25 protein-coding genes and 1 tRNA gene are annotated in these 25,043 nt (G+C 68.5%); 9 read left to right on the top strand and 17 right to left on the bottom strand.

Annotated elements, in window-relative coordinates; all coding sequences use genetic code 11:
• Positions 1–174 precede the first annotated feature (174 nt).
• From ACIQ0W_RS10075 to ACIQ0W_RS10055, 5 genes are all read left to right on the top strand, one after another.
• Entirely contained in the window at positions 175–801 is a 627-nt protein-coding gene (locus tag ACIQ0W_RS10075) for a hypothetical protein (protein ID WP_396642678.1), read from the top strand.
• Positions 802–952: 151 nt separating this feature from the next.
• A complete protein-coding gene (locus ACIQ0W_RS10070) occupies positions 953–2,371 on the top strand; it encodes a DUF222 domain-containing protein (RefSeq protein WP_396642677.1) in 1,419 nt (472 codons plus the stop codon).
• Between the two features lie 237 nt (positions 2,372–2,608).
• A complete protein-coding gene (locus ACIQ0W_RS10065; RefSeq protein WP_396642676.1) occupies positions 2,609–3,259 on the top strand; it encodes an SIMPL domain-containing protein in 651 nt (216 codons plus the stop codon).
• A gap of 36 nt (positions 3,260–3,295) precedes the next feature.
• Positions 3,296–4,645: a M20/M25/M40 family metallo-hydrolase gene (locus ACIQ0W_RS10060; RefSeq protein ID WP_396642674.1), complete on the top strand. Its 1,350-nt coding sequence runs from the start codon at positions 3,296–3,298 to the stop codon at positions 4,643–4,645.
• A 25-nt stretch (positions 4,646–4,670) separates the two neighbouring features.
• Positions 4,671–6,131, top strand: a complete 1,461-nt coding sequence (locus tag ACIQ0W_RS10055) for an MFS transporter (RefSeq protein WP_396642673.1) — start codon at positions 4,671–4,673, stop codon at positions 6,129–6,131.
• Positions 6,132–6,155: 24 nt separating this feature from the next.
• Here the strand turns inward: ACIQ0W_RS10055 and smpB are convergent, their stop codons facing one another.
• The 4 genes from smpB to prfB form a co-directional block, all read right to left on the bottom strand.
• Complete coding sequence (gene smpB / locus ACIQ0W_RS10050) at positions 6,156–6,632, bottom strand: SsrA-binding protein SmpB (RefSeq protein ID WP_396642672.1); 477 nt, start codon at positions 6,630–6,632, stop codon at positions 6,156–6,158.
• 107 nt (positions 6,633–6,739) lie between these two features.
• Entirely contained in the window at positions 6,740–7,657 is a 918-nt protein-coding gene (ftsX, locus tag ACIQ0W_RS10045) for a permease-like cell division protein FtsX (RefSeq protein ID WP_396642671.1), read from the bottom strand.
• The gene (ftsE, locus tag ACIQ0W_RS10040; protein WP_396642670.1) at positions 7,654–8,889 is read right to left on the bottom strand and encodes a cell division ATP-binding protein FtsE; all 1,236 of its coding nucleotides are present in this window, start codon (positions 8,887–8,889) and stop codon (positions 7,654–7,656) included. Before ftsE ends, ftsX begins: the two co-directional genes overlap by 4 nt.
• 222 nt (positions 8,890–9,111) lie before the next feature.
• Positions 9,112–10,221: a peptide chain release factor 2 gene (gene prfB / locus ACIQ0W_RS10035; RefSeq protein WP_396642669.1), complete on the bottom strand. Its 1,110-nt coding sequence runs from the start codon at positions 10,219–10,221 to the stop codon at positions 9,112–9,114.
• A 20-nt stretch (positions 10,222–10,241) separates the two neighbouring features.
• Between prfB and ACIQ0W_RS10030 the strand changes: the two genes are divergently transcribed.
• A complete protein-coding gene (locus ACIQ0W_RS10030) occupies positions 10,242–11,645 on the top strand; it encodes an MFS transporter (protein ID WP_396642668.1) in 1,404 nt (467 codons plus the stop codon).
• Positions 11,646–11,822: 177 nt separating this feature from the next.
• Here ACIQ0W_RS10030 and ACIQ0W_RS10025 read toward each other — a convergent pair whose 3' ends face one another.
• The 11 genes from ACIQ0W_RS10025 to ACIQ0W_RS09975 all read right to left on the bottom strand — a co-directional run bounded on the left by ACIQ0W_RS10025 (position 11,823) and on the right by ACIQ0W_RS09975 (position 19,595).
• Complete coding sequence (locus ACIQ0W_RS10025; protein WP_396642666.1) at positions 11,823–12,272, bottom strand: pilus assembly protein TadG-related protein; 450 nt, start codon at positions 12,270–12,272, stop codon at positions 11,823–11,825.
• Positions 12,269–12,730, bottom strand: coding sequence for a TadE family protein (locus tag ACIQ0W_RS10020; RefSeq protein ID WP_396642664.1), 462 nt, complete (start codon positions 12,728–12,730; stop codon positions 12,269–12,271). The genes ACIQ0W_RS10025 and ACIQ0W_RS10020 overlap by 4 nt, the downstream gene beginning before the upstream one ends.
• Before the next feature lie 4 nt (positions 12,731–12,734).
• Positions 12,735–13,145 (bottom strand): TadE/TadG family type IV pilus assembly protein, encoded by a 411-nt coding sequence (locus ACIQ0W_RS10015; RefSeq protein WP_396642663.1) that lies wholly within the window; start codon positions 13,143–13,145, stop codon positions 12,735–12,737.
• A 6-nt stretch (positions 13,146–13,151) separates the two neighbouring features.
• Positions 13,152–13,331 carry a hypothetical protein gene (locus ACIQ0W_RS10010; RefSeq protein WP_396642662.1) on the bottom strand — a complete coding sequence of 60 codons (180 nt, stop codon included), beginning with the start codon at positions 13,329–13,331 and terminating at the stop codon, positions 13,152–13,154.
• 95 nt (positions 13,332–13,426) lie between these two features.
• Complete coding sequence (locus ACIQ0W_RS10005; protein ID WP_396642661.1) at positions 13,427–13,786, bottom strand: hypothetical protein; 360 nt, start codon at positions 13,784–13,786, stop codon at positions 13,427–13,429.
• 465 nt (positions 13,787–14,251) lie between these two features.
• Complete coding sequence (locus ACIQ0W_RS10000) at positions 14,252–15,208, bottom strand: type II secretion system F family protein (protein ID WP_396642660.1); 957 nt, start codon at positions 15,206–15,208, stop codon at positions 14,252–14,254.
• Entirely contained in the window at positions 15,205–16,062 is an 858-nt protein-coding gene (locus ACIQ0W_RS09995) for a type II secretion system F family protein (protein WP_396642659.1), read from the bottom strand. Before ACIQ0W_RS09995 ends, ACIQ0W_RS10000 begins: the two co-directional genes overlap by 4 nt.
• Positions 16,059–17,171, bottom strand: a complete 1,113-nt coding sequence (locus tag ACIQ0W_RS09990; protein WP_396642741.1) for a CpaF family protein — start codon at positions 17,169–17,171, stop codon at positions 16,059–16,061. Before ACIQ0W_RS09990 ends, ACIQ0W_RS09995 begins: the two co-directional genes overlap by 4 nt.
• Before the next feature lie 175 nt (positions 17,172–17,346).
• The gene (locus tag ACIQ0W_RS09985) at positions 17,347–17,784 is read right to left on the bottom strand and encodes a hypothetical protein (RefSeq protein ID WP_396642658.1); all 438 of its coding nucleotides are present in this window, start codon (positions 17,782–17,784) and stop codon (positions 17,347–17,349) included.
• A gap of 88 nt (positions 17,785–17,872) precedes the next feature.
• Positions 17,873–19,222: a permease prefix domain 1-containing protein gene (locus ACIQ0W_RS09980; protein WP_396642657.1), complete on the bottom strand. Its 1,350-nt coding sequence runs from the start codon at positions 19,220–19,222 to the stop codon at positions 17,873–17,875.
• A 1-nt stretch (position 19,223) separates the two neighbouring features.
• Positions 19,224–19,595, bottom strand: coding sequence for a PadR family transcriptional regulator (locus ACIQ0W_RS09975; protein ID WP_396642656.1), 372 nt, complete (start codon positions 19,593–19,595; stop codon positions 19,224–19,226).
• A gap of 106 nt (positions 19,596–19,701) precedes the next feature.
• On the opposite strand from ACIQ0W_RS09975, the gene ACIQ0W_RS09970 reads away from it, so the two are divergent.
• Positions 19,702–19,783, top strand: a tRNA-Leu gene (locus ACIQ0W_RS09970).
• A 65-nt stretch (positions 19,784–19,848) separates the two neighbouring features.
• Positions 19,849–20,643 carry a DedA family protein gene (locus tag ACIQ0W_RS09965; RefSeq protein ID WP_396642655.1) on the top strand — a complete coding sequence of 265 codons (795 nt, stop codon included), beginning with the start codon at positions 19,849–19,851 and terminating at the stop codon, positions 20,641–20,643.
• A gap of 20 nt (positions 20,644–20,663) precedes the next feature.
• Here ACIQ0W_RS09965 and ACIQ0W_RS09960 read toward each other — a convergent pair whose 3' ends face one another.
• Complete coding sequence (locus ACIQ0W_RS09960; RefSeq protein WP_396642654.1) at positions 20,664–21,560, bottom strand: Ku protein; 897 nt, start codon at positions 21,558–21,560, stop codon at positions 20,664–20,666.
• Positions 21,561–21,666: 106 nt separating this feature from the next.
• Between ACIQ0W_RS09960 and ACIQ0W_RS09955 the strand changes: the two genes are divergently transcribed.
• Positions 21,667–24,219: an ATP-dependent DNA ligase gene (locus tag ACIQ0W_RS09955; protein ID WP_396642652.1), complete on the top strand. Its 2,553-nt coding sequence runs from the start codon at positions 21,667–21,669 to the stop codon at positions 24,217–24,219.
• Positions 24,220–24,309: 90 nt separating this feature from the next.
• Here ACIQ0W_RS09955 and ACIQ0W_RS09950 read toward each other — a convergent pair.
• A partial coding sequence (locus ACIQ0W_RS09950) for a cation diffusion facilitator family transporter (RefSeq protein WP_396642651.1) occupies positions 24,310–25,043 on the bottom strand: 734 nt, incomplete at its 5' end.

Raw genomic sequence — 25,043 nt, 5'->3', positions numbered from 1 at the left:
GCGAAGGTGCGTGACGGATGCAGGTGGTCGAGGTTTCTTTTTCGTCTCGTGTTGCGGGGGCAGGTGCGGGGTGTGGGGCGGCTGTCCTATTGTCGGAAGCGACGCGTTGGGGCCGGGGAGCCCGCGGCGCGGGGGGATGAGGCGCTCTCGCGCCCAGGCGAATGGGGATGAGCCATGAATCGACGTACCGTCCAGACTCTCTTGCTCGGCGCGGGCATCGCCTCCGCTATCGCGCTGGCGGGCTGCACGTCCGCGGACTCGTCGGACTCGAGCACGTCTGGGTCAAACCCCGGTGCATCGAGCGCGAGCACCGAGCCCGGTGCCGGGGCTGCGTCCCCGTCTACCTCAGCCGGTTCCGACGCCGCGCCCGCCGCGCCGTCGATCGAGTTGACCTGCGACAACACGATGTCCCCCGATGCGCTCGCGCGGTACCAGGCTGCTGGCTGGACCGGTCAGGTGCGAGACCAGGCCTGGCTGATCGCGGGGATGCCCGTGGCCGACGGCATCCTGTGCCAGTGGATGGAAGATCACACGGTCGCGACCGACAACTTCACCTTTCTCGGGTGGGCGCCGGTCGCCGACGCCGAGGCGATGATCTCGGATCTGATCCTCGAGGGCGGCTGGCGCCGCGAGGACGCGGCGGAGGGCATCTACGTCACCGCCGACGACGCCCAGATGATGCCGATCGTCGACGCCGAGGGTTACGGCACGACGTACCTGTTCGTGGACGGCCAGGTACGGTACGCGAGCACCAAATCTGAGCTCGCTTCGATCACCGCGCCGCCCGGGTTCGCTCCGTAGCGGTTGTCTGGAGTCTCTGCCGAGCGTCCTGGGCGCGACTTTTCGGACACGTTTCTGTGTGAGAGAACTCTCATCGTGATGCCTCGTTCTGCGGCGGAATTGCGGGGTTTTCGGGCTTCGGATGTCGGAGGTCGTCCGTAGAGTATCGAACATGAGTTCGAATCGGACCGAGGCTGTAGAGGCGCTCGACGACGCGCCTGTCCTCGGTCTGGTCGAGGGAATCGTGGCCCTGCGCAAGCAGGCCGCACAGGTCCATGCGGCGGAGGTTCGACTGCTCGCGGGGGCGGGTGAGCTCGCGGGATCCCGTTCGGTCGCGCTGCGGTCGGATTCGCGGGAGCGCGAGATGCACCTCCGCTCGATCGCAGCCGAGCTCGCGCTCGCGGTGCGCGCCTCCGACCGGACGGTGCAACGGCAGATCAACGACGCCGTCGTGCTCGCGGACGACTTCACCCCGGTGCTCGAAGCGCTCGAAGAGGGGCGGATCTTCGTGGGCCACGCCCGCGTGATCGTCGACGCGGGCACCCCGATTCAGGACGCCGATGTCCGCCTCGCTTTTGCTACCGAGGCGGTCGCGCGTGCCGAGAACCTGTCCCCCTCGCGTCTTCGACCGGCGGTCGAGGCCCTCGCCGAGCGGCTCCAGCCCCGCACCGTCACCGAACGGCATCGCGACGCCCGCGCCGACCGCGCGGTCGCCGTCACCGACCGGCCCGACGGAATGGGCGAACTCACCTACGTCGGACCCGCCACCCTCGTGCACGGTATCTACGACAGGCTGACGCAGCAGGCGCGCGCGGTCCGCAACGCGAGCACCGCAGCCCAGCCGGGTGCGTCCTTCGGCCCCGCCGCGGTGGCCACGAGCGCGGGCGTGGGCACGGGCGCCGCGACGGATGGCGCGGGTGCCGGTGCGTCTGGTCAGACCACGTCCGATTGCGCCCCCGAGTCGGTTGCCGACCCGCGCACGATCGACCAGCTCCGGGCCGACATCTTCGCCGACATGCTGCTCACCAGCGCTCCGCAAGACGACCCCACCACGGCCGACCCGTCGCTCGGATTCGGGGGGCTCGGCGCCATCCGCGCGATCGTGCACGTCACCGTCCCCGCGCTGTCCCTCGCCGGGCTCAGCGACGAACCCGCCGAACTCGTCGGGCGCGCCCCGATCGACATCGACACCGCCCGCCAGCTCGCGGGACTCGCAACAGGATGGGATCGGGTCCTCAGCGACCCCATCACCGGCGGAATCCTCGCCGTCGACCGCTACACCCCGAACGCCGACCTCAAACGCTTCCTCCAAGCCCGCGACGAACACTGCCGATTCCCCGGATGCCGCCAACCCGTCCACCGCTGCGACATCGACCACGGCCACGACTGGGCACTCGGCGGAACCACCTGCGCCCACAACCTCCACCACCTCTGCCGACGACACCACACCCTCAAACACGCCACCCCCTGGCACGTCCGAAACCTCGGAGGCGGCATCCTCGAATGGACCAGCCCCACCGGCAAGATCTACATCGACGACCCACCCTCCCGCATCCGCTTCACCCCCACCGAACACCCACCACCCTTCTAGGCACCACCATGCCCGCGCGTCGCTGAGCACCCGCCGAACTGTCACGAACTGCTGCATCCGGGCATCAAATCCAGCGTTCTGTGACAGCTCGATGACTCCGGCTCTCGGTCGTTGAGCGAGCGAAGCGAGACGAAACCTCCCACCCGCGCACGCGCGTTCGACTCGCCGAATCCGCTCCTCGCTCAACGAACGAATCTGTCCATCGCGCATCCAGCCCAAACCCCTAGAGTCACAGGCATGAGCGACGTCATCATCACCGTCCGCGGCGAACACGAAACCCGAATCGCCCCCGAAGAAGGGGTCGTCCACCTCAGCGTCCGCTGCGACGGACCCGAGCGCGGCCCGGTCGTCGAACGCATCGCCGCCATCGCCGCACCCCTGCGCGAAGAGCTCGCCGCACGCCAAGCATCCGGCGAAGTGAGCGAATGGTCGAGTCAGCGCGCGAGCGTCTGGGCCGAACGTCCCTGGAACAACGAGGGCAAGCAACTCCCCCTCGTCCACCACGCGAGCGTCGAGATCGTCGCCACCTTCACCGACTTCGCCGCGCTGTCCTGGTGGGTGTCGGCCGTCGCCGAACGCGAGGGCGTGCAGGTCGGCGGCGTCACCTGGCAACTGACAACCGCAACCCGCCGCACCGTCGAGGCCGAGGTCGCCGCCCACGCCGTTCAGACCGCCGTCTCGCGTGCGGGCGCCTACGCGAACGCCATCGGCCATGCCTCCGTCACCCCGCTCGAGATAGCCGACATCGGCCTGCTCGGACGCCCCGAAGCCGACCCCGGCCCGCGCATGATGCGCGCCATGGCGACGGATGCTTCGCCCAGCCTCGACTTCCAGCCCCAGGACATCACGGTCACCGCCGGCGTCGAAGCGCGGTTCGCGGCCCGCTGACCCGAACCCCGACCCGCCGGTGGCTAGGGTGTCACCATGAGCGCCACGTCCGAGCCCGTCGCTGTCCGGCCCGGAATCGCCGAACGCCTGAGCCGCATGATTCAGCTCGAGACCGTCAGCGCCGAGCTCGACCGCCGTGGTCCGCGAGCCTTTGAAGACTTCGTGACGCTGCTCGCCGAGCTCTACCCCTTCATCCACCAACATCTCGAACTCGAGCGCATCACCGACTTCGGTCTGCTCTTCCGCTGGCCCGGCAGCACCGGCACGAATAACCCCGTCGTCCTCATGGCGCACTACGACGTCGTCCCCGTCGACCCGACCGACCCCTGGTCGTTCCCACCATTCGAGGGACGGATTGCGGATGGCTCGGTCTACGGCCGCGGCACGCTCGACGACAAGGGGCCCCTGATCGTCACACTCGAGGCCGTCGAGAACCTCCTCGCCGCGGGCTTCACCCCGCCGCGTGACGTCTACATCTCGCTCGGTGGCAACGAAGAGACTTTCGGCAACGCCGCCCAAACCATTGCCGAAACCCTCCACGGCCGGGGCATGGTCCCGTGGCTCGTGCTTGATGAGGGCGGCGCGGTCGTCGACGCACCCCTGCCGTTCGTCGCGGGCACGGCCGCGATGGTCGGTGTCGGCGAAAAAGGGATCGCGACGCTCCGGCTGACTGCGCGGGGCGACGGGGGCCACGCATCCGCACCTCCGACCCTCACGGCGGTCGGCCGAATCGCGCGCGCCGTCAACCGGCTCACCCCCCGCACGTTCCCCGCTCGCACGCCCCGCGCGATCGCCCGGATGCTCGGTCTCTTCGCCGACGGCACACCCCAACCCGCGCGGACCCTGCTGCGGGTGCTCGCCACCGCGAAGCCCCTCACGGCACAGGTGTTCGCGACGCTCGGTGGCGAGCCGGCGGCGCTCGTCCGCACGACCATCGCCGCGACGATGCAAGAGGGCGGAACCGCCCCGAACGTGCTGCCCTCACAGGCATCCGCGACCCTCAACGTGCGCATCGCGCTCGGCTCCACCGTCGCCGCGACCGTACGCCGCGTCCGCCGGCGCATCCACGACCCGCTCGTCACGGTCGAGGTCGTCGAGGGCAGCGAACCCTCGCCCGAATCGCCGACCGACAATGCGCAGTTCGCTCTCATAGCGGAGGCGGTCGCCGCATCGCACCCCGCGGCCCGGACCGTGCCGTACGTGATGATGGCGGCCACCGACTCGCGCCACTTCCACCGCTTCGCGCCCGCCGTCTACCGTTTCGCACCTCTCGCGATGTCATCGGCCCAGCGCGCCGCGATCCATGGCGTCGACGAGAGCGTCGAAATCGCCGAACTCGAGCGCGGCGAACTGTTCCATCGCACGCTCCTGCAGCGGCTACAGTGATCGCACCCGAACAGAGAGAGCGCCGATGAACCCTCGTGCCGGAGCCCTGGGCGCCCTCGCCGGCGTGGTCGGATTCCTCGCCTTCGTCGAGTTCACGAGCGGCATCCTGCAGGGGTACTACACCCCGATGCTCACCGACATCGCTCGCAACCTCGACATCAACGATGCCGACGTCAACTGGCTCGAGGGTTCGCAGCTCATGCTCTCGGCGCTGGTCGTTCCGGCGCTCGCGAAGCTCGGCGACATGGTCGGACATAAACGGATGCTTCTGGTGTCGACCGCTGTGACGGCCGCCGCATCCCTCGTCCTCCCGTTCACCGACTCGTTCGCGATCTTCCTCGCGGCCTGGGCCCTGCAGGGGTTCTACGTCGTGTGGCTGCCGCTCGAGATCGCCCTGATCTGGTCGCGGTCGCGCTCGATGCCGGGTCGCGCCGTTCTCACGGCTCGCGCCGCGGGCCTGCTCGTCGCGGCGCTCGAGGCGGGCGCGATCAGCGGCGCCCTCATCGGTGGGGCGCTCGTCGATTCGCTGCCTCTCACCGTCGTGCTACTCATCCCGGCCATCGCCGTCGTGATCTGCTTCTTCGTCATCCTCTTCGGGGTCAAGGAATCGCCCGAACCGGTCGGCGGGCACTTCGACACCGTCGGCCTGGTGCTGATCTCGTTCGCCCTCATCGCGTTCACGGGCGGACTGAGCTTCCTGCGACTCAACGGCGTCGGCGATGTGCTGTCGTGGGGACTCGTCGCCCTCGGCATCCTGCTCGTGATCCCCTTCGCGATGTGGGAGCTGCGCCACGACGACCCGCTGATCGACGTCCGGATGTTCCGGTCGCCCGCCCTCGGCCCCGTGTTCCTGACCGCCGGGCTCTTCGGTGTCAGTGTGCTCGGAGCCCAGGCGCCGCTCTCGACCTTCGCGCGCACCGACCCCGAGGTCTACGGCTACGGGCTCGGCACCGCCGGTTTCGCGACCTCGCTCATTATCGGTGTCTATCTGATCGCGATGATCGTCGGCGCTCTGTTGTTCTCCCCCATCGCCCGCAAGATCACGCCCCGCATCACGCTCATGGGCGCATCGATCTTCGTGGGTGTCGGGTTCCTGATGTTCCTGCCGTTCCACGACACCTACGCGCAGGTGCTGACGAACATGATCATCGTCGGTTTCGGTTCGGGCGCGTTGGTCGCAGCTCTTCCCGCGGCCGCGGCATCCGCTGCCCCTCCCACCCAGACCGGCGTCGCGACGGGGCTGACCAACTCGGTCAAGACCGTCGGCGGCGCGATCGCGTCGTGCGTCTTCGGCATCGCGCTCATCAGCAACGCGACCGGCGCGGCCGCCGAGGGCACCGCGGGATCGTTCGCGGGCTACGTCACCGTCTGGGTGGTGTGCGGCGTGACGGCACTCGCCGCCGCCGTGCTGCTGGCATTCGTACCCAGAGAGGCCTTCACCGACCGGGCGGTAGCCGAGGCCGAAATACAGCCCGTCGTGAGGTAGCGACGGCGGCGATCAGAAAGCCTGTCAGTCGCCGAGGCGATTCTTCGTGCGCATGGCACGTTCGGCCTCGCGCTTGTCCTGACGCTCGCGCAGGGTCTGGCGCTTGTCGAACTCGCGCTTACCCTTCGCGAGCGCGATCTCGACCTTGGCCCGACCGTCCGAGAAGTAGAGCTTCAGCGGAACGAGCGTGTAACCGCCGGCCGAGACGGCGTGCGAGAGCTTGACAATCTCGTCGCGGTGCAACAGGAGCTTGCGAACGCGCTTGGTCGCGTGGTTCGTCCAGTGCCCCTGCGAATACTCGGGAATGTGCACGGCATCCAGCCAGGCCTCGTTCCCGTCGATGTAGGCGTAGCCGTCCGAGAGGTTGGCTCGACCCATTCGCAGCGACTTGACCTCGGTGCCCGTGAGCACGAGCCCGGCCTCGTACGTCTTCTCGATCGAGTACTCATGGCGCGCGCGACGATTGGTCGCGACGACCTTCTCCCCGCGTTCCTTGACCATGATGTTCCCTGCTGACGTTACTGAACCGACACTGCACTACTCAACCGACACTGCCGTGCCGCCCGAGCGGCAGCCGGTCAGTCTATCAGGGCGAGGATCCCGAGCGCCTACGCGCGCAGCCAGCGACGGATGGCGAAGCCCGCCGACAGCGCCGCAAGCACCACGCCGAGGGCGATGATCACGGGGATCACGATCCAGAGTTCGCCTGCGTCGCCGACCCAGGTCGTGATGAATGTCACACGCTCGCGCAGGTATCCGTCGACACCGAACGTGATGCCCGCCCAGATCGCGACGCTGGCCAGTCCCGAACCGAGGAGCGCCGCGAGCACGCCCTCGAGGATGAAGGGCGTTTGGATGAAGCGGTTGGATGCTCCCACCAGCCGCATGATGCCGAGCTCTCGCCGTCGGGCATACGCCGACAGGCGAATGGTCGTGGCGATCAACAACACGGCCGCGACGAGCATCAGCCCCGCGATGCCGACGGCGATATAGGTTGCGACGGTCAGCGCCTGGAACAGCGGCTCGAGGTACTGCAGCTGGTCTTGCACCTGCTCGACGCCCTGCATCCCGCTGAACGCCTCGACGATCACGGCCGACTGGGACTGATCGACGAGGTTCACATAGAACGTCTGGTTGACCTGATCGGGAGTGATGACGTCGGCGTACTCCTGGCCCAGCTGCTCGATCGTCGCGGCATATGCCTCATCCCTGTTCTCGAAACGGGTCTCGCGAATCAGGGGCTGCAGCGCGGGCGATACCAGAGCTTCGCTGACGGCGTCGACCTGCTCCTGCGTCGCTTCGCCGTCGGCACAGGTCGCGCCGGTCGAGATCGATGTGCACATGTAGACCGCGACCTGGGCACGCTCAGCCCAGAAGTCCTTCATCGTGCTGATCTGCATCTGCATCAGGATCGCGGCGCCGACGAATGTCAGCGACACGAACGTGACCAGCACGACAGAGATGACCATCGACGCGTTGCGACGAAGACCCGAGAGCGCCTCGCCCAGGATCAGCTGAACCCTCACGACGTCGACCCCACGCTGTCATCTTCGTCTCGCTCACCCAGGCCGAGTCGATCGGCGATGCCGACCTCGGGCAGTTCCGGCAGATCGATCACGATCGGACCCGTGAGCGACGTTCGCGTCGGCTCGGCCTCGACGGCCTCGGGCTCGGTCACGGGAGGATCAGCCGGCGCGAGCGGCTCTGCGGAGGGCTCGAGGTCGTACTCGGACATGGAGCCGGTCGGAGAAGAGGCTGTATCCCTCGACATAGCGGCGCCGACTGCCGAAGCACCTGCCGCGGCGTCGGACGCGGACACTGCGGCGGACGACGCGGCCGACGAAGCGACGTCGTCGGGACGCGTGGGTTCGGCATGAGCGACCGGCCGCCCCACGGCATCCGCTCCCACCGCCTCGGCCACCAGATCGACGGCCGTCGAGGCGACCTCGAGCGGCCCCGTGGCGGGACCGGCATCCCCCGCGGCCACACGCTGCTGCAGTTCGAGCACGGCGGTGAGCGCGGCGATGGACTCGGCGCCGCGTGTGGTCTGGGGAGCGAGGCGGGGCAGCTGGGATGTGTCACCGTAGCCACCGTGCGTCTCGTCGCGGACGATCTCGCCCGCCGACAGCTCGATCACGCGCCGCTGCATCTGGTCGACGAATCCGGCCTCGTGCGTCGCCATCACGACCGTCGTTCCGCCCGCGTTGATCCGTGCGAGCAGCTGCATGATGCCGATGGATGTCGCGGGGTCGAGGTTTCCGGTCGGCTCGTCCGCGAGCAGCACCTGCGGACGGTTGACGATGGCGCGGGCGATCGCGACGCGCTGCTGCTCACCGCCCGAGAGCTCGTGGGGCAGGCGCTTCTCCTTGCCCGCCAAGCCGACGAGCTGGAGCGCCTCGGGCACGGCCTGCTGGATGAATCCGCGCGACGAACCCGTCACCTGCAGGGTGAACGCGACGTTCTGGAACACGGTCTTCGACGTCAGCAGCCGGAAGTCCTGGAACACCGCGCCGACATGGCGACGGAAGTAGGGCACCTTGCGGTTCGACAGGGTCGCGATGTCGCGGCCGAGCACGACGACGCGACCTTCGGAGGGGACGTCCTCACGCAGCACGAGCCGCAGGCACGTCGACTTTCCGGATCCGGAAGCGCCGACGAGGAAGACGAACTCTCCGCGTTTCACCTCGAAATCGACTCCGGCGAGGCCGGGCTTCGATGAACCGCGGTAGGTCTTGGTCACGCTTTCGAACCTGATCATGGCGATCCGAGCCTAAGCGCGGTCACGCCGTGACCCCCGAGCGACACCCCTCGCGAGGTGTTCCGGAGGTCGCGCGGCTCGGTCATCCCATCGACGGGCCTCTGTCACCCCATCGAGAGGACGCAACACGCCGCACACCGCGCGTCGGAACGGCGTGTTGGGTCCGTTCGGCGACAGATATGGCCGGACGTGGCCCAGCACCCGAGTGACGGATGCGCCAGATTATTCGTCGATCGGACGCTTGCGCCAGCGGATGCCCGCCGCGATCAGCCCATCCAGGTCGCCATCGAAGACGGCCGCGGGGTTTCCGACCTCATAGCCCGTGCGCAGGTCCTTGACCAGCTGCTGTCCGTACAGGAAGTACGAACGCATCTGGTCGCCCCAGCTCGCGGTGATGACGCCCGCGAGTTCCTTCTTCTTCGCCGCTTCTTCCTCGCGCTGCAGCAGCATGAGGCGCGTCTGCAGCACCCGCATGGCGGCGGCGCGGTTCTGGATCTGCGACTTCTCGTTCTGCATCGACACAACGAGTCCGGTCGGAAGGTGCGTGATGCGCACGGCCGAGTCGGTCGTGTTGACGGACTGACCACCGGGACCCGACGAGCGGAAGACGTCGACGCGGATGTCGCCCTCCGGAACGTCGACCTCGACGGCCTCCTCCATCACGGGGATGACCTCGACGGCCGCGAACGACGTCTGGCGCTTATCGGCCGAACCGAAGGGGCTGATGCGGGCGAGACGGTGCGTGCCGGCCTCGACCGACAGTGTGCCGTAGGCGTAGGGAGCGTCGATCTCGAACGTCGCGGACTTGATGCCCGCGCCTTCGGCGTAGGAGGTGTCCATCACCTTGACGGGATACTTGTGACGCTCGGCCCAGCGCAGGTACATGCGCATGAGCATCTCGGCGAAGTCGGTCGCGTCGTCACCGCCCGCGCCGGAACGGATCGTGACCACCGCGCCGCGCTGGTCGTACTCTCCGTCGAGAAGCGTCTGCACCTCGAGCTGGCCGATCGTCTCGGTCAGCTCGGCGAGCTCCTTGCGAGCCTCCTCGGCGGATTCCTCGTCGTCCATCTCGAGCGCGAGCCCCACGAGCACCTCGAGGTCGTCCAAGCGGCTCTCGACGGAGTCGATCCGCGCGAGCTCGGACTGACGGTGGCTCAGCGCGCTCGTGACCTTCTGCGCGGCATCCGGGTCGTCCCAGAGGTCCGGTGCACCGGCGGCATCGCTCAGCCGCTCGATTTCTTTGCGGAGTGCGTCGACGTCCACCACCGCCTGGATGTCGGCGAAGGTGGCACGGAGCGCCTGGATTTCGGCGGAGAGATCGAAGTCGAGCATGACAGTCCAGACTAACGTGGATGCACGTGACCCATCGCCCGCCCGCGCCTCCCCCGGGCGACGGCTCTCGGCGCGAGACCGCGTCGGTGCTCGGACGCTTCGCCCCGATGATCTACGGACCCACCGTCCTCTTCGCCGTGGGCGAGGGTGCAGTCTTGCCCCTCTTGCCCATTCTGGCCGCGCGACTCGGCGCCGACATCGCGGTCGCCGGGCTCGTTGCATCCGCTCTGGTGGTCGGTCAACTCGTCGGAAACCTGCCCGCCGGGTGGGCTGTCGCCCGCATCGGCGAGCGCCTGTCGATGGCGATCGCGCTCGGCATCGCGCTGCTGGGTGTGGCGGGTGCGCTGCTCGCACCGAATATCGGCGTGCTCATGGCATCCGTTCTGCTCATCGGGCTGTGCGCCGCGGTCTTCGGGCTCGCGCGCCACTCGTTCATGGCCACGCGCGTGCCGCTCGCCTACCGAGCCCGCGCCCTCTCGCTGCTCGGCGGCACCTTCCGGCTCGGCATGTTCGTCGGCCCGTTCATCGCCGCCGCGCTGCTGGCGATCTTCGGCACCGAGGACGCGGCGCTGTGGTTCTTCGGCATCTGCCTCGTCGCCACCGCCTTCCTCGTTCTGCTCGGACCTGACCCCGAGACGCGGGTCGCCGCAGAAGAGGCACGCAGCACGGGGACGGATGCCTCGGCCCGTCGTGCCGTGGAGGACCAGCCCGCGCCGGGCGCAGAGGCCGCCGATGCCAGCGCCGCCGATGCCATCGACCCGGAAGGCGTCGACCGCGAGGACACGGGCGAGGCCGTCACGGGCTCGATCCCTACCTCGGAACGCGCAGGCGTCGTCCGCACGATGTGGCAGAACCGGAGTGTGCTTGCGCGGCTCGGCCTGGCCGCCGCATCCCTGTCGTCCGTCCGCTCGGCACGCCAGCTCGTCATGCCCCTGTGGGGTCTGTCGATCGGACTCGACGCCTCGACGATCGCGCTCGTCGTCGGTATCTCGGGGGCGATCGACTTCGCCCTGTTCTATGTGAGCGGCCAGATCATGGATCGCTTCGGCCGTCTGTGGGCCGTGCTGCCGTCGATGGTGCTGATGGGCAGCGGATTCCTCGCCCTATCGGTGACGCACGACCTCGACGACGCGGCCATGTGGTTCGCGGCGTTCGCGATGGTCCTGGCGGTGGGTAACGGCCTGTCGAGCGGCATTTTGCTCACGCTCGGAGCGGATGTCGCACCCAAGTCGAACCCCGCGCCGTTCCTCGGGTCCTGGCGCACCCTCACCGACGCGGGCGGGGCGGCGACCCCGCTGCTCGTCTCGGGTGTGACCGCGGTCTGGTCGATCGGCGGGGCGGTGGCCCTGATCGGCGTGATCGGCCTCGTGGGGGCCGCCGCCTTCTCGCGCTACGTTCCCCGGTTCGTGCCGCGGGTGCGCTGAAGCCGCACACGCTGAGCCCGGCCGCACGTCCAATTCGCCCCTTCCGCGCGGTGCGTATCCGGCTCGGCGCGTACATCTGGAAGGAAAACCGGCGTCGGCGGGGCCCGATCGGAGGCAATCCGGCCGATTCTCGCGAATGGTTCCTTTCACATGTACGCGACGCGGCGTTGCGTGCGCTCAGTCCACTGCCGTGCGACTGGTGGCCGTGGCATCCAGCGCGACGCCGCCCGGGACGAAGACCGAGAACAGAATCGGATCCCACGTCGCCGCCACGGTCACCCGAGCAGAGACTCCGTCCGGTGTCGTCGCGGATACGAGTGAGACCCCCGAACCGGCGATGTCGACCAGCGCGCTCGCCTGCGACCGAACCCCCTGATCGGTCAGGATGGCCCGGGGCTCGCCGTCCTGCAGCACGAGAGCGAATCCGTCCGCACCGGCGAGCGCCGCTGCATCCGCAACCGAGTCGACGCGCTTCTGCGCGAGGTACAAGCTCGCGGCGTTCGCGCCCACGACGATCAGCGCGATCGCCAGCACGGCGTATCCGAGGGTGAGCAGCAGTACGGATCCTTCGTCGTCCGGACGCTTCCTGACCGCTGGCCCGTTCGGCCTGCGCAGCCCGCGCTTCATTCGGCGCCCCAGAACCGCGAGACCTTGTGAACCGCCGTGGCTGTAACGGGCACGCTTGCGATGTGATCCAGGCCGAGCACAGGCGGCACGAGCGGCAGCGGCACCCGCGCCGCAACCGAAACGATCATCGTCGCCCCGGCGCGCGGACATGCGCCGCCCGCCGGAACACAGGCGAAGCCGACGTCGATCCCGCCTGGTTCGATCCCATACCCCGAAGCGGTGCTGTGCAGGATGGCGGACGCACGGGCCTCGGCGGCCGCCGCATCCGGCGCCATCGCTATCGCTCGGGCCAGGTGTCTCGCACCCGACTCGACGCCCAGCGCGTGCGACTGGATCACTCCGAGCGAAGCGATCAGATACACCAAGGGCACGAGCAGGAGGAGCCCGACGACGATGAACTCGAGCGGGGCCGAGCCGCGCTCATCGCCAGGCAGGTCCCGAGCCGTCGCGCGACGCACACGTCTAGTCGAGGGTCTCGGCTGGTGCATGCGCGGTCACCTCCAGCGCCCAAGGCATGCCGATCAGGCCGATCAGCGGAAGCGTGGTGCGCACCGTGACCTCCACCGCCGGATACCCCAGATGTTCGGTGTCGCGTGCCGACACGTCCTCGGCGAATGCCGCACCTACTGTGCGAGAAATGACGTCGCGCGTGCGCGCCTCACCTTCGGCGAGCGTCGTGTCGGCGAGCGCGGCACGGTGCGCTCCTTCGACCGCGGCGTCGTGCACCACATTCCGCACGTACACGGCGACACCGAACTGAACGATGGCAAGGGTCAGCACCGTCAGGACCACACCGACGAGCACGAACTCGACGGGCGCCGACCCGCGCGAGTCGAGCGCGAGGCCGCCGAAGCGGCGCCGACACCGGACCATGAGACGTCAGAGACCGGAAACGCGCGCGATCGCCTGCTCGAAGAGCTGACCGAGCGCCGGCCCCGCGAGGGCCCAGATCAGCACCACCAAGCCGGCGGTCATGAGCGTGATCAAGACCCATCCCGGTACATCACCGACCTCATCCTCAGCCAAATCGCCGAACGCAAATCTCAGTTTCTGAATCATGAGACGAAGTCTGGACGAGCGGGCGAAGACGGCTCCAAAGTTATCCACAAGACGCTCCAAAGCCGGGCAGCGCGAGGCTTTCGCCACCACTCGGACTAGTGGCGGGTATGCAGTAGCTCGTTGATCTCAGGGTCAGTGAGCCATCGCGTCGACAAAGTGGCATCCGCACACGACGGCGTGATGGGCTCATCTGAGAAATCCATATCGCCGGTGACTTGATCCCACCCGTCGCCGTCGAGGAGCCGCAACACACCCTGATCGTCGAGATTCCAGTGCGTCTCTTCGAGGATCAGTTCGGGCGCGGCGCTCCGGATCCGACCGAGCCATCCGTTTGGCTCCCCCACGAAGCCACGCCCAAATTCGACCGCTTGGAATGACACGTAGCCGAACTCGTGGCCGCCGCGCGCCAGCGCCAGCCATCGCCCGTCAAGCCATCGCACGCGATCCGGGTTCACAAAACCTGTCTAGCAGGCCACGCGTCCTCCGTCGCGACAAATGGGTCCGTCAGGGGTGAAGCACGACGACAGCCGATCCCGGGACGTCCCCGGCCTCACTACCGTGCAGTTCCCACAACGCCCTCCGCAGGCGCGAAGTGGGAACCCCGACCGCACCCGCAGTGCCGTGAGTTCCCCGGACCCGGCCTGGCTCGAACAGGCTGCCACCCCCTCCGGACTGCGGGCGGGGCACATCCTTACCGGGTAGATGTGCCTTGGGCGGGCTCGCCAGCAAGCTAGCACGGAGCCGGGGCCTTCCCCCCACGCACGTGCGCACGCTGTTTTACGTGGGTTGCGATGACAGCCCAGCCCGGCACATCGCCGACGTCGTCCCGAGGAAGCCGCGCGAGGCCGCGGCGCGCTGAGAGCGCTCGCCTACCGATCGCGGAGGTGACTGTTGCGCATGTCGGTCCTTTCGTTGAGGCGTCAGCCGAGCCCGAGGCGCAGCATGAAAACACCCGGGTAAACGGCGTAGATCACGGACAGGGGAAGGATCAAGAAGACCAGCGGGATGAGCATCAGAATCTCGGACCGACCAGCGCGCTCGATCAACTCGTGCCGCGCCGCCTCGCGCCCATCACCCGCCTGAGCCTGCAGCACCTGAACGAGCGGCGCGCCCCGCTCGATCGCGGCGACGAGCTGATCCACAGCACGCGAGAATGCGGGCAGCTCGAGACGCCGCGACAGCGACCCGAGCGAATCACCCAGCGACGACCCGGTGCCCGTCTCCAGCACGACCCCGGCGAGCTCGCGCGACAACTCACCGCTACCGATCGATCCGACGCGTCGTAACGCATCGAGCAGGCTCTCGCCCGCCGCCAGGCACAACCCCAAGAACTCCAGCACGGGCGGAAGTTCCTCCTGCAGCCGCGCCCGTCGCGCTTTCGCGGCGCGTTGCAGCAGGGCGTCACACAGCACGACACCTGCGACCGCCGCGATCACCGGAACGGCCGCGGCCAACGGTGTGAACCGCCCCGCGAGGGTCACCCCGATCAGCACGACGGAACCCGCCAGCAGACCGCCGATCCCCCACGCCAGCTGGCGCGCGCGAAACTCCTCGACGCCTCCAGGGCGTCCCGCCTGAGCCAACCGGCGTGAGATCGTCGCCGAACTCCCGAAGAGTCCCGCGAACCGGATGCCCGCTGCCGCGAACGCTCGTCCGACTGTCGGCGGCGCCCAGGCATCCGTCACCAGCCAGGGAGTGGCGCCTCGGGGATCGGTCACCTCCCGCACGTAGGGCGCGATCCGACGCTCGAGAGGGAGCGCGCGCCACCGCGGCAACAGGACGACCAAGAGCCACACGCCGAATCCGAACGCCGTACCGAGCACGATGGCGAACGCCATCGAACTCACGGGGGTCGCGCCCACCAGGATTCCGCTCATGCGAGCCACCTTCGCGGCTCAGGCAGGCGCCCGAGGCCGAGCATCAATCGGTAGGCCAGGACGGAAGCCAGCCCACCCGTGATCACGAGAGCGATGCCCTCGGGGCTGGTGTACGCGCGGGCACCCTCGGGCCGCAGCGACAACAGCGCGAGGATCACCCACGGCGCGACGACACCGAGCAGCGCTGCGCCCCGAATCCACGACTGACGCGCCTCGACCTCGGCCCGCAGCGCCGCATCCGCCCGCACCGCCGTAGACAGTGACCTGAGCACGCCGGGCAGTTCGGTCCCGCCGACGTGCCGCGCCATCCGGAGCGTCTCGACGATACGGTCGGCGATCGGGTCGGCGAGCACTGCCTTCAATCGCAGGGCGCTGGAATCGAAGTGACCGGACGCCGCCATGTCACGTGCGAAAGACGAGAACGCGGGCCGTAGGAGCGGCGGCGCCGAAAGTGCGAGGTTCGCGACCGCGTCGGGCAGGGACATCCCTGCCCGCACCGCCGAGACGAGGTGGTCGCAGACATCCGACCACAGCCCGCGCCGTGATCGGATGAGCTGCGTGCGCCGAGCACGCAACCACAAGACGGGCGCTGCCGCCCCGAACGCCGCCGCACACATCGCCAGGATCGGCACGCCGAGCAGAAGCCAGACCAGGGCCGCGCCCATTGCGGCGAGCATCAGCGACACGGCCACCAGCACACGGGGCCGCACGTGCGACATCCCGGCTTCCTCGAGGAGCCGCGAGACGGCACTCGCCCCCGCGCGCGACGTTCGTGACGGCCGGCTCGGCCAGAGCCACGGCGAGAGCACGAGGAGCAACCCTGCGCCCAGCACGCCACCCCACCAGAAGGTCACGTGTCGCCCCCGACCCGCTCTACCTCGACCGCTCCCCCGACGACTCGGCCCGTCGTCGCCGCGATCTCGCTCACCCGACGCCGTCCGTCGGCCGAGCGCGAGCAATGCGCCACGAGGTCAACGCCGGCCGCGATCGCGGGCAGGACGAAGGATGAATCGATGTTTCGGCCCGCCAGAAGCGGCAGCGCGGCGAGTTTGGCCAGAGCATCCTTCGCCGTGTTCGCGTGGATAGATGCCATACCGGGAACGCCGGTGTTGAGGGCCAGCACGAGGTCGAGAGCCTCGGCATCGCGGACCTCTCCCACGACCAGCCGGTCGGGACGCATCCGCAACGCCTCTTTCACCAGGCGCCGAAGCGAAACCTCACCGGTGCCTTCGAGACTCGGCTGCCGTCCCTGCATCGCCACGATGTCCGGCGCATCGACACCCAGCTCGAACGTCTCCTCCACGGTCACGACTCGATGATCGGGCGGGCATGCCGCGATCAACGCCGCGAGCAGGGTCGTCTTCCCGGCGTGAGTCGGACCCGAGACCAGGATGCTCCGCCCGTCAGCGACCGCACCGCGCAGCAGGTCCGCGTCGCCGGGACGCAACGACCCGAGAACGACGAGAGCATCCAGATCGCGATACGCGGGCGTGAACTTGCGGATATTGACCGACCAATGGCGCCGGGTGATATCCGGGATCACGACGTGCACGCGGGACCCGTCCGGGAGCGATGCGTCGACGAACGGCTGGCTCAAGTCGACACGACGGCCGGTCGGATGCAGCATCCGCTCGACCAGGTCGCGCACCTGCTCATCGGTCAAACGGATCGGCACCTGCTCGGAAACACCTGCCCTGGCGACGAATATTCTGTCCGGCGCGTTGATCCAGATCTCTTCCACTCCGGTGTCGTCGAGGTACGGCTGAAGGAGCCCGAACCCCGTGACCTGGGCCAAGGCACCGCGCACGCAGCCTGCCTCGTCCTCGATCAGAGGGAGGCCGCGGGCGAGCGCCACGTCGTTATGGCGACGCACCTCTGCGAGCGCGAAACGATGCGCCGCCTCGGGGTCGCGGGCCGGGTCGATCCGCTCGACACGGAGCCGGTCGCGCACCCGAGCCGCCACCGCCGTTTCGGGAACCGCCGTTTCGGGAACCGCCGTTTCGGGAACCGCATCGGGACGCGGGGCGGGGTGAGCGACGGCAGGGCTCGGGGCGATCGACACTCGGGCATCCTTGCAAGATGCGCGCCGAGGCATCCGGACTTATCCACAGACGCGCGTCCCGAGTCTCCCCACGCGCTCAGCCGCGACGGACGCCGTACCGCTGACGCGGAACGACGCCGGCGTCGCTCTTTAGAACGCCGAGGCACGCCAGCGTGAGGGCGAGCTGGGCGATTCCGGTGCCGATGTAGATCGTGTGCAGGATCGAATAGACCGGCAGCAACACGACCTCGATATAGATCCAGAGCACCATGCCGAAGCCCGCGACGGCGTTCGCGAGCATCGCGTACGGACGCCGCAACAACAGCAGAACGAACGCGACAGACTGCGTCCCGCCGACAATCACGAGCAGGATCAGTCCCGCCGAGAAGAAGCTCATCCCCGAGTCCTCGACCCACCAGGCCGGCATTCCGAGCGATCCGGGGGCCATCAACCCGATACCGCCACCGACCGCCGAGAGCGCGTTGAACCCGGCGACGAACAACAGCAGCATGCGCCACAACCGAGACGTGTCCATGACTCGACGCTAGGGAGCCCGCGCGTTGCTCCACAGTGCCGAAGGTCCCGGCCTGTGGCCCGCCGGTCCCTCAGCGCCAACGCGCCGGTCAGGCGAACCCGAACACAACCGGCACGACCAGCACGACGAAACCCGCCCACACACCGAACACGGGCAGGTACGACGTCTGCCAGCGCACGAGGCGCGAAACGGGTGCGTGCCCGATCAGAAGCCGAATCGACAGCCAGGCCGTTACTGCCAGGTTGATGATCAACAGGGCGTTCAGACCGATCGCGGCGACACGGTTGGGAGTGAGTCCGAGCTCACCTATCCGGCCGAAGAGCGAGCCGAGCACCAAGGCATCCAGCACCAGTGCCGCCACCACCGCCACGACACGGATGACGTCCATCACTCCCGCTCTCGCCGATTCGGGCCGGGCTGAAAGGCCGTAGAGCACCAGGCCGAGCACAACGAGCAGCAGGACGTCGAATCCGGTCAACAGGTCGCGGTCGAATTCACGGCCGATGCCGGCAACGGCATATAGCGCCGCGGCTACGACCAGCATCGCGGCGAACAGGGGCGTGAAGATCGCCGTCAGCACCGGAGCGATGTTCTCGATCACGCTCTTCTTGGCCTCGACGAGCCAGGCCGCGACGATCACCGCGGCCGCGCCACCGGAAGGCAGCGTCCAGCTCTCCAGCCCGCTGATCGATTCCGGCGCGATCGGGGCGATGACCAACGCGGTGAGCGCGAGAAGCACTCCGCCACCGAGCGCGATCAACACGACGTAGATCACCCACTCGCCCGTGAACCGGACGAAGTCCATGCGCCGAGCGCTCGACCGCCACTCCGCTCCGACATACGCGGCGCCCACGACGAACCACAGCACGACCGGCAGATGTATCGCCACGAGGGTCGCGGTCGACGACGAGTCGTCGAACGGGAACACGTTCACGCCGACCGCGAGGATCGCCACGACCCCGCCGAGCACGGCCACTCGCGCTCGCGCGACACCGCGCGTCCACGCGAGGTACCCCGCCAGCACCGGTAGCACGAGCAGACTCACGTTGCGCGGGAACCACGACGCCATGCCGCCGCCGCTCTCCGCCGCGATCCGGCCGACCTGAATCGCCACGGCAGCGAATAGGGCGAACGCGATCATGACGACAAGCGGATGCTTCGCTCTCGCGCCCTCCGTCTCCACCTCGGGCGCGAGCACCAGGTGCTTCCACAGCCGGTCGCCGTGCTCTCGGGCGAACTCCGCGGTCAGGCGGTCCGCCGCCCCGAGTCGCTTCAGCGCGATCAGGAAGGCCTCGTCCTCACTCAACCCCGACTCGGTGAGGTCCTCCGCCTGATCGCGCAAGTGCTCCTCGAGCTCGTCGAGGTCCGCCGAATCGATCACCCGCCCGCGTGCCAGCGAAGCGCGCCACTGCTGCACGCCCTCATCCAGCACACCCATGTCAGGCCCCCGCCACGGCGATGCCGCCCGGAAGGCCGCCCGGTGCGGCGAGTCCCCAGATGCCGCTGAGCGTTCGGGTCGCGGTGGCCCACTGCCGGCGCTGCTCGACGAGCTGTGCGCGTCCGGCATCCGTGATCCGATAATTGCGACGGCGGCGACCCTCCGGCGACAGACCCCATTCGGCCTCGACGTGCCCGAGCCGATCGAGACGATGCAGCAGCGGATAGAGCATCCCGTCCGTCCACTCGAGTTCACCCGCCGACAGCTCGCGAACGCGCTTCAGAATGGCGTAGCCGTAGCTCTCACCGTCATTCAGAATCGCGAGAACAAGTGGTGCAGCCATCGCGGCGACCAGGTCTTTGTCGATGTTCACGGGACCTCCTACCCTCGAAGCACTATACATTGTGGTGCTATGCATAGCGGCAAAGGTCTTCGAGCACTCAGAAACGGGCGTACTCGCCAGTAGACTGATCGAACTCGCGGGAGTGGTGGAATTGGCAGACACGCAGGATTTAGGTTCCTGTGCTTTCGAGCGTGTGGGTTCAAGTCCCACCTTCCGCACGCGGCCGATTCTTCACACCTCTGTGACGTCGGCGACCCGCCCCAGAACGACGGGAAACTAACTGGTGCAGCCTGCAGCCCTCATCCCCTGGCTCGATCCCGAGACGCTGATCGCCGCCGCCGGCCCCTGGGCCCTGCTGGTGGTCTGCTTCATCATCTTCGCCGAGACCGGCCTGCTGGTCGGATTCCTGCTGCCGGGCGACACCCTGCTGATCATGGCCGGCCTACTGTCCCACTCGAGCGATGTCGCGCCGAACGGCGTATTCGGCATCAGCGTGTGGTGGGTCGCCTTGCTCATCGCCCTCGCTGCGTTCCTTGGCGGCGAAGTGGGCTATTACATCGGCCACAAGGGCGGACCCGCGATCTTCGAGCGCAAAGAATCCGGCCTGTTCAGCCGCAAGAACGTCGAGCGCACGAACGCCTTTTTCGAGAAGTACGGCGGGTTGACCGTCATCATCGCGCGCTTTGTGCCGATCGTGCGCACCTTCGCCCCGGTCGCGGCAGGCGTCGGTCACATGCCGTGGCGCCGGTACTCGCTGTACAACTTCATCGGTGCGATGATCTGGGGCTTCGGGCTGACGATGATCGGCTATGGCATCGGGTTCATCCCCGGGCTCGGCGATTTCGTTGCGGAATACATCGACATCATCCTGCTCGCCGCCGTGGCCGGGACGCTTCTCGTCACCGTGTATCACTACTTCAGCGAGCGCCGGAAGGCCAAGAAGGCCGTCGCCGCGGGCGAAGACGTCGTCACGGATGCCGTCGAGGCGCAGGAGCTCGTGCTCGAGCCCGAGGTGTTCGAGAAGGCACCCGAGATCGGCCACCACGACTCAGACGGCGAGCACCGTCCCGGCGCTTAGGGCAAGCCGAGGAGCGTCTGTCAGGAGGCCTTGGCCGCCTTCTTCTTGGCCGCAGGTTTCGCGGTGGACTTCGAACCGGCCGCGGACTTCTTGGCCGGGGCATCCTTCTTCGCCCCACCGCCCTCCCGCGCGGCCCGGGACCGCTCGACGCTCGCGCGGAGGGCATCCATCAGGTCGATGACCTCGCCACCCTTGTCCTCATCCGCGCTCTCGCCGAACGTCGCCGACGTATCGAGCGTGTCGCCTTGCTCGAGCTTGGCCTCGATCAGGGTCTTGAGTTCGCGCTGGTAGTCGTCGACGAACTCGTCGGGGCGGAAGTCCTCGGCGAAGCTGTCGACGAGGCTGGCCGAGAGTTCGAGCTCTTTGGCCGAGATCTTCACGGGCTCATCGAGCGACGGGAAGGCCGCCTCGCGCACCTCGTCCGCCCACAGCAGCGTCTGCAGCACGAGGACGTCACCCCGCACCCGAAGCGCTGCGAGTCGCGTCTTCTGGCGGAGCGTGAACCGCACGATCGCGGTGCGGTCGGTCTGTTCGAGCGTCCGCCGCAGCAGCACGTATGCCTTGGGCGATGACGAGTCGGGCTCGAGAAAGTACGAGCGGTCGAGCATGATCGGGTCGACCTGCTCGGACGGCACGAACTCGACGACCTCGATCTCGCGGCTGCGCTCGGACGGCAGCGAAGCGATGTCATCCTTGGTCAGCACGACGGTCTGCTCGCCGTCGTCGAACGCCCGATCGATGTCCGCGTACGGCACGACCTCGCCGTCGATCTCGCAGATGCGCTGATACCGGATGCGTCCGCCATCGGCCGCATGTACCTGGTGCAGCGAAACGTCGTGATCCTCGGTCGCGGCATAGACCTTGACGGGCACGTTCACGAGGCCGAACGCGACGGCACCCTTCCAGATCGCTCTCATGCCCTCAGTCAACCCGTTCCACCGTCGCAAATCGACCCCTTGACGCGGGCTCGGCATCGATGTGCGACAGCGGAGCAACTCGATGGTGCCCGGGTACCCTGGGCGGATGGCCGGGGAGCAGGTGGTGCGAGTCGCGGGGCGCCGCCTGCGGGTGTCGAACCTCGACAAGGTGCTGTACCCCGAAACGGGCACCACCAAGGGCGAGGTCATCGCGTACTACACGCGGATCGCGCCGTTCCTGATCCCGCACGTCACCGGACGGCCCGTGACCCGCAAGCGGTGGCCGGACGGCGTGGGCACGGCGGAGCATCCGGAGTCCTCGTTCTTCGCGAAGGACCTCGAGGCCGGTGCGCCCGACTGGGTTCGGCGCACGCCGATCGAGCACTCGGGCGGCCCGAAGGACTATCCGCTCGTCGGGGACGTCGCGACGCTCGTGTACCTCGCGCAGGTGGCGAGCCTCGAACTGCATGTTCCGCAGTGGCGGTTCACGCCCGATGGCAGGCGCGGCAATCCCGACCGCCTCGTTCTCGATCTCGACCCGGGGCCCGGCGTGGGGCTCCTGGAGTGCGCCGAGGTCGCGCGCAGGTGTCGCGAGATCCTCGGCGGCATGGGGTGGGAGACCTACCCCGTCACCAGCGGCAGCAAAGGCATCCACCTCTACGCGCCTCTTGATGGAGCCCAGACGAGCGACCAGATCTCGGCATTCGCGAAGGAGCTCGCGCGCGCGGTCGAGGCGGATCATCCCGACCTCGTGGTCAGCGCGATGAGCAAGGCCGCGCGCCCCGGCAAGGTGTTCATCGACTGGAGCCAGAACAACGGCGCCAAGACCACGATCGCGCCCTACTCGCTGCGCGGACGCCTGCGCCCGATGGTCGCGGCACCTCGCACGTGGGGCGAGCTCGAGGATCCCGACCTGGCGCACCTCGACTTCACCGAGGTGCTCGAGAGAGTGGAAACGGATGGCGACCCCCTGAGCGCACTCGGCTTCCACGCTGGTGGTCGCGCCGCCGACGACGGGCCCCTCGCCGTCTACATCGCCAAACGCGAGGCGGGCAAGACCCCCGAACCCGTGCCGTCCAACGCGCTGGGCGCCTCCGAGGCATCCGGCGACCGACCGCGCTTCGTCATCCAAGAACACCACGCGAGCCGCCTGCACTGGGACCTGCGCCTCGAGCGCGACGGCGTGCTGGCCAGCTGGGCCGTGCCGCGGGGTGTGCCGCCCACAACCGCCCGCAATAATCTGGCCGTGCAGACCGAAGACCACCCGATCGAGTACCTCGATTTCGAGGGCACGATCCCCGCGGGTGAGTATGGCGCGGGGTCGATGACGATCTGGGACGACGGTCGCTACGACCTCGAGAAGTGGCGCGACGACGAGATCATCTTCACGCTGTTCGGGCGCCCGGGAGGCCCTCTCGGTGCGGTGCGCCTCGCGCTCATCCGCACGGACGGCGCGGGTGAGAAGTCGACCTGGCTGCTGCATCGGATGAAGACGGATTCCTCGGGTGGGCAGCAGTCGGAAGGGACGCCCGTCGTCGCGCTCGAAGAGGTGGACGACGAGATCGACGACGAAGCTCCGCCGTCCCGGGACGAGCACGGGGATGCGGAGGCAGGGGCGAATCCCGGGGCGCACGCGCGCTCTGAGACGAGACCGAGCTCCGACATCCCCTCCGGCGAACGCTTCAGCCCCATGCTCGCGACGGGCTCCGCGCCCGGGCTCGCGGCCGGGGCGATCCGGCGCTGGTCGGCACGCGCGGACGCGGAGCCGTGGGTCGAGTTCAAGTGGGACGGCATCCGGGCACTCGGCGTCTGGGACGGTGCGAGGCTTCGGCTGATCGGTCGTCGTGGCACCGACATCACCGCGCGCTACCCCGAACTCACCGCCGAGTCGCTCGGACTTCCGGCCGAGCCCGCGGTGCTCGACGGCGAGCTCGTCGCGCTCGACGAGACCGGTCGGCCCAGCTTCTCGCTGCTGCAGCCCCGCATGAATCTGGTCAAGGCTCAGGACATCGCCGCCGAGGCCCGGCGCACCCCGGTGACCTACTACGTGTTCGACCTCATCGAATACGACGGAGCGGATGTTGCGGCCCTCCCCCTGCGTGAACGACGGGCCCTGCTCGAGCGCGTCGTGGCGGAGGCCCGACCCCCCTTGTCTGCCCCGCCCGTCTTCGACGACCTCGACGCCGCCCTCGCGACGGCTCGCGAGTTCGGCCTGGAGGGGGTGATGGCGAAAGACCCCGCATCGGCGTATCGCCGCGGCATCCGCACCGAGTCCTGGTTCAAGGTCAAATTGACCCAGACGCAGGAGGTCGTGATCGGCGCCATCCGGCCGGGTCGCGGTGGCCGGAGCGGATCGATCGGTTCGCTGCTGCTCGGCGTCCCGGGTCCGGATGGGCTGGAGTACGCGGGGCGTGTCGGCACCGGGTTCAGCGATGCCACCCTCGCGCGGCTCACGGCGGCGCTATCGCCGCTGCGAACGGACACCAATCCGTTCGTCGGAATCCCGGCGGCGGATGCCTCGGATGCGCTCTGGGTGCGGCCCGAACTCGTCGCCGAGGTCGAGTTCGCCGAGTGGACCCGGGACGGGTCGCTGCGTCACGCCCGCTGGCGAGGCCTCCGCCCCGACAAGACCCCCGCCGACGTGGTCCGCGAGCCCTGACACTCAACCGCGAGAGGACGCAACATGCCGCGTCCGTCGGGATCGACACGGCATGTTGCGTCCGTTCGCTGGGCATGGCTGCGCCCAGGGTCAGGCGTGGGCGGCCGTGTCGCGGTCGGCGTGACCGGCGGGTTCGATCTGGAACGTCGAGTGCGCGACGTCGAAGTGATCGGCCAGGCACGACTGCAGACTCGCCAGCAGCTCGGCCGCTCCCCCGCGTTCGAGCACGTCCGGGTCCACGACCACGTGCGCCGTGAACACCGGAGCACCGCGCGTCAGCTGCCAGACGTGCACGTCGTGGACGTCTGCGACGCCTGGTGCGCCCAGGATATGGCCCCGGATCTCGGCGATCTGCGTGCCCTGCGGCGCGGACTCCGACAGCACCGAGAACACCTCACGCAGCAGCCCGATCGCCCGCGGGACGATCATCGCTGCGATCAGCAGCGACGCGATCGCATCCGCCTGCACCCATCCCGACACCACGATCACGATGGCGGCGACGATCACCGCCGCAGATCCGAACAGATCGCCCATGACCTCGAGGTACGCCCCGCGAACGTTGATGCTGTTCCGCTGCGCCGAACTCAGGAGCCAGAGCGCCACGGCGTTCGCGACGAGGCCCACGATCGCGATGACGAGCATCACGCCGCCCTCTACCTCGGCACCGTCGGGCGCCATCAGGCGCCCGACGCTCGCGCCCGCGATCCAGACGGAGAGCACGATCAGGACCGCCGCGTTGATCAGCGCCCCGAACACCTCGGCGCGCTGATAACCGTAGGTGCGCCGGTCATCCGCGGGCCGGGACGCGACCGCGTTCGCAACGA

Origin of the sequence: Microbacterium sp., from assembly GCF_044340635.1 — a bacterium.
In the GTDB taxonomy this organism is placed as follows: domain Bacteria; phylum Actinomycetota; class Actinomycetes; order Actinomycetales; family Microbacteriaceae; genus Microbacterium.
Note: the sequence above shows the minus strand (reverse complement) of the source record. Positions and strands in the feature narration are given on the sequence as shown.

Coding starts and splice junctions, on each gene's coding strand:
- ACIQ0W_RS09960 (WP_396642654.1), bottom strand. CDS start 21,560: ATGAGAGCGATCTGGAAGGGTGCCGTCGCGTTCGGCCTCGTGAACGTG.
- ACIQ0W_RS10015 (WP_396642663.1), bottom strand. CDS start 13,145: ATGGTCCGGTGTCGGCGCCGCTTCGGCGGCCTCGCGCTCGACTCGCGC.
- ftsE (WP_396642670.1), bottom strand. CDS start 8,889: ATGATCAGGTTCGAAAGCGTGACCAAGACCTACCGCGGTTCATCGAAG.
- ACIQ0W_RS09980 (WP_396642657.1), bottom strand. CDS start 19,222: ATGGGTGTGCTGGATGAGGGCGTGCAGCAGTGGCGCGCTTCGCTGGCA.
- smpB (WP_396642672.1), bottom strand. CDS start 6,632: ATGGTCAAGGAACGCGGGGAGAAGGTCGTCGCGACCAATCGTCGCGCG.
- ACIQ0W_RS10000 (WP_396642660.1), bottom strand. CDS start 15,208: ATGAGCGGAATCCTGGTGGGCGCGACCCCCGTGAGTTCGATGGCGTTC.
- prfB (WP_396642669.1), bottom strand. CDS start 10,221: ATGCTCGACTTCGATCTCTCCGCCGAAATCCAGGCGCTCCGTGCCACC.
- ACIQ0W_RS10065 (WP_396642676.1), top strand. CDS start 2,609: ATGAGCGACGTCATCATCACCGTCCGCGGCGAACACGAAACCCGAATC.
- ACIQ0W_RS10055 (WP_396642673.1), top strand. CDS start 4,671: ATGAACCCTCGTGCCGGAGCCCTGGGCGCCCTCGCCGGCGTGGTCGGA.
- ACIQ0W_RS09985 (WP_396642658.1), bottom strand. CDS start 17,784: ATGGACACGTCTCGGTTGTGGCGCATGCTGCTGTTGTTCGTCGCCGGG.
- ACIQ0W_RS09955 (WP_396642652.1), top strand. CDS start 21,667: ATGGCCGGGGAGCAGGTGGTGCGAGTCGCGGGGCGCCGCCTGCGGGTG.
- ACIQ0W_RS10070 (WP_396642677.1), top strand. CDS start 953: ATGAGTTCGAATCGGACCGAGGCTGTAGAGGCGCTCGACGACGCGCCT.
- ACIQ0W_RS10025 (WP_396642666.1), bottom strand. CDS start 12,272: ATGAAGCGCGGGCTGCGCAGGCCGAACGGGCCAGCGGTCAGGAAGCGT.
- ACIQ0W_RS10030 (WP_396642668.1), top strand. CDS start 10,242: ATGCACGTGACCCATCGCCCGCCCGCGCCTCCCCCGGGCGACGGCTCT.
- ACIQ0W_RS10075 (WP_396642678.1), top strand. CDS start 175: ATGAATCGACGTACCGTCCAGACTCTCTTGCTCGGCGCGGGCATCGCC.
- ACIQ0W_RS10010 (WP_396642662.1), bottom strand. CDS start 13,331: ATGATTCAGAAACTGAGATTTGCGTTCGGCGATTTGGCTGAGGATGAG.
- ACIQ0W_RS10060 (WP_396642674.1), top strand. CDS start 3,296: ATGAGCGCCACGTCCGAGCCCGTCGCTGTCCGGCCCGGAATCGCCGAA.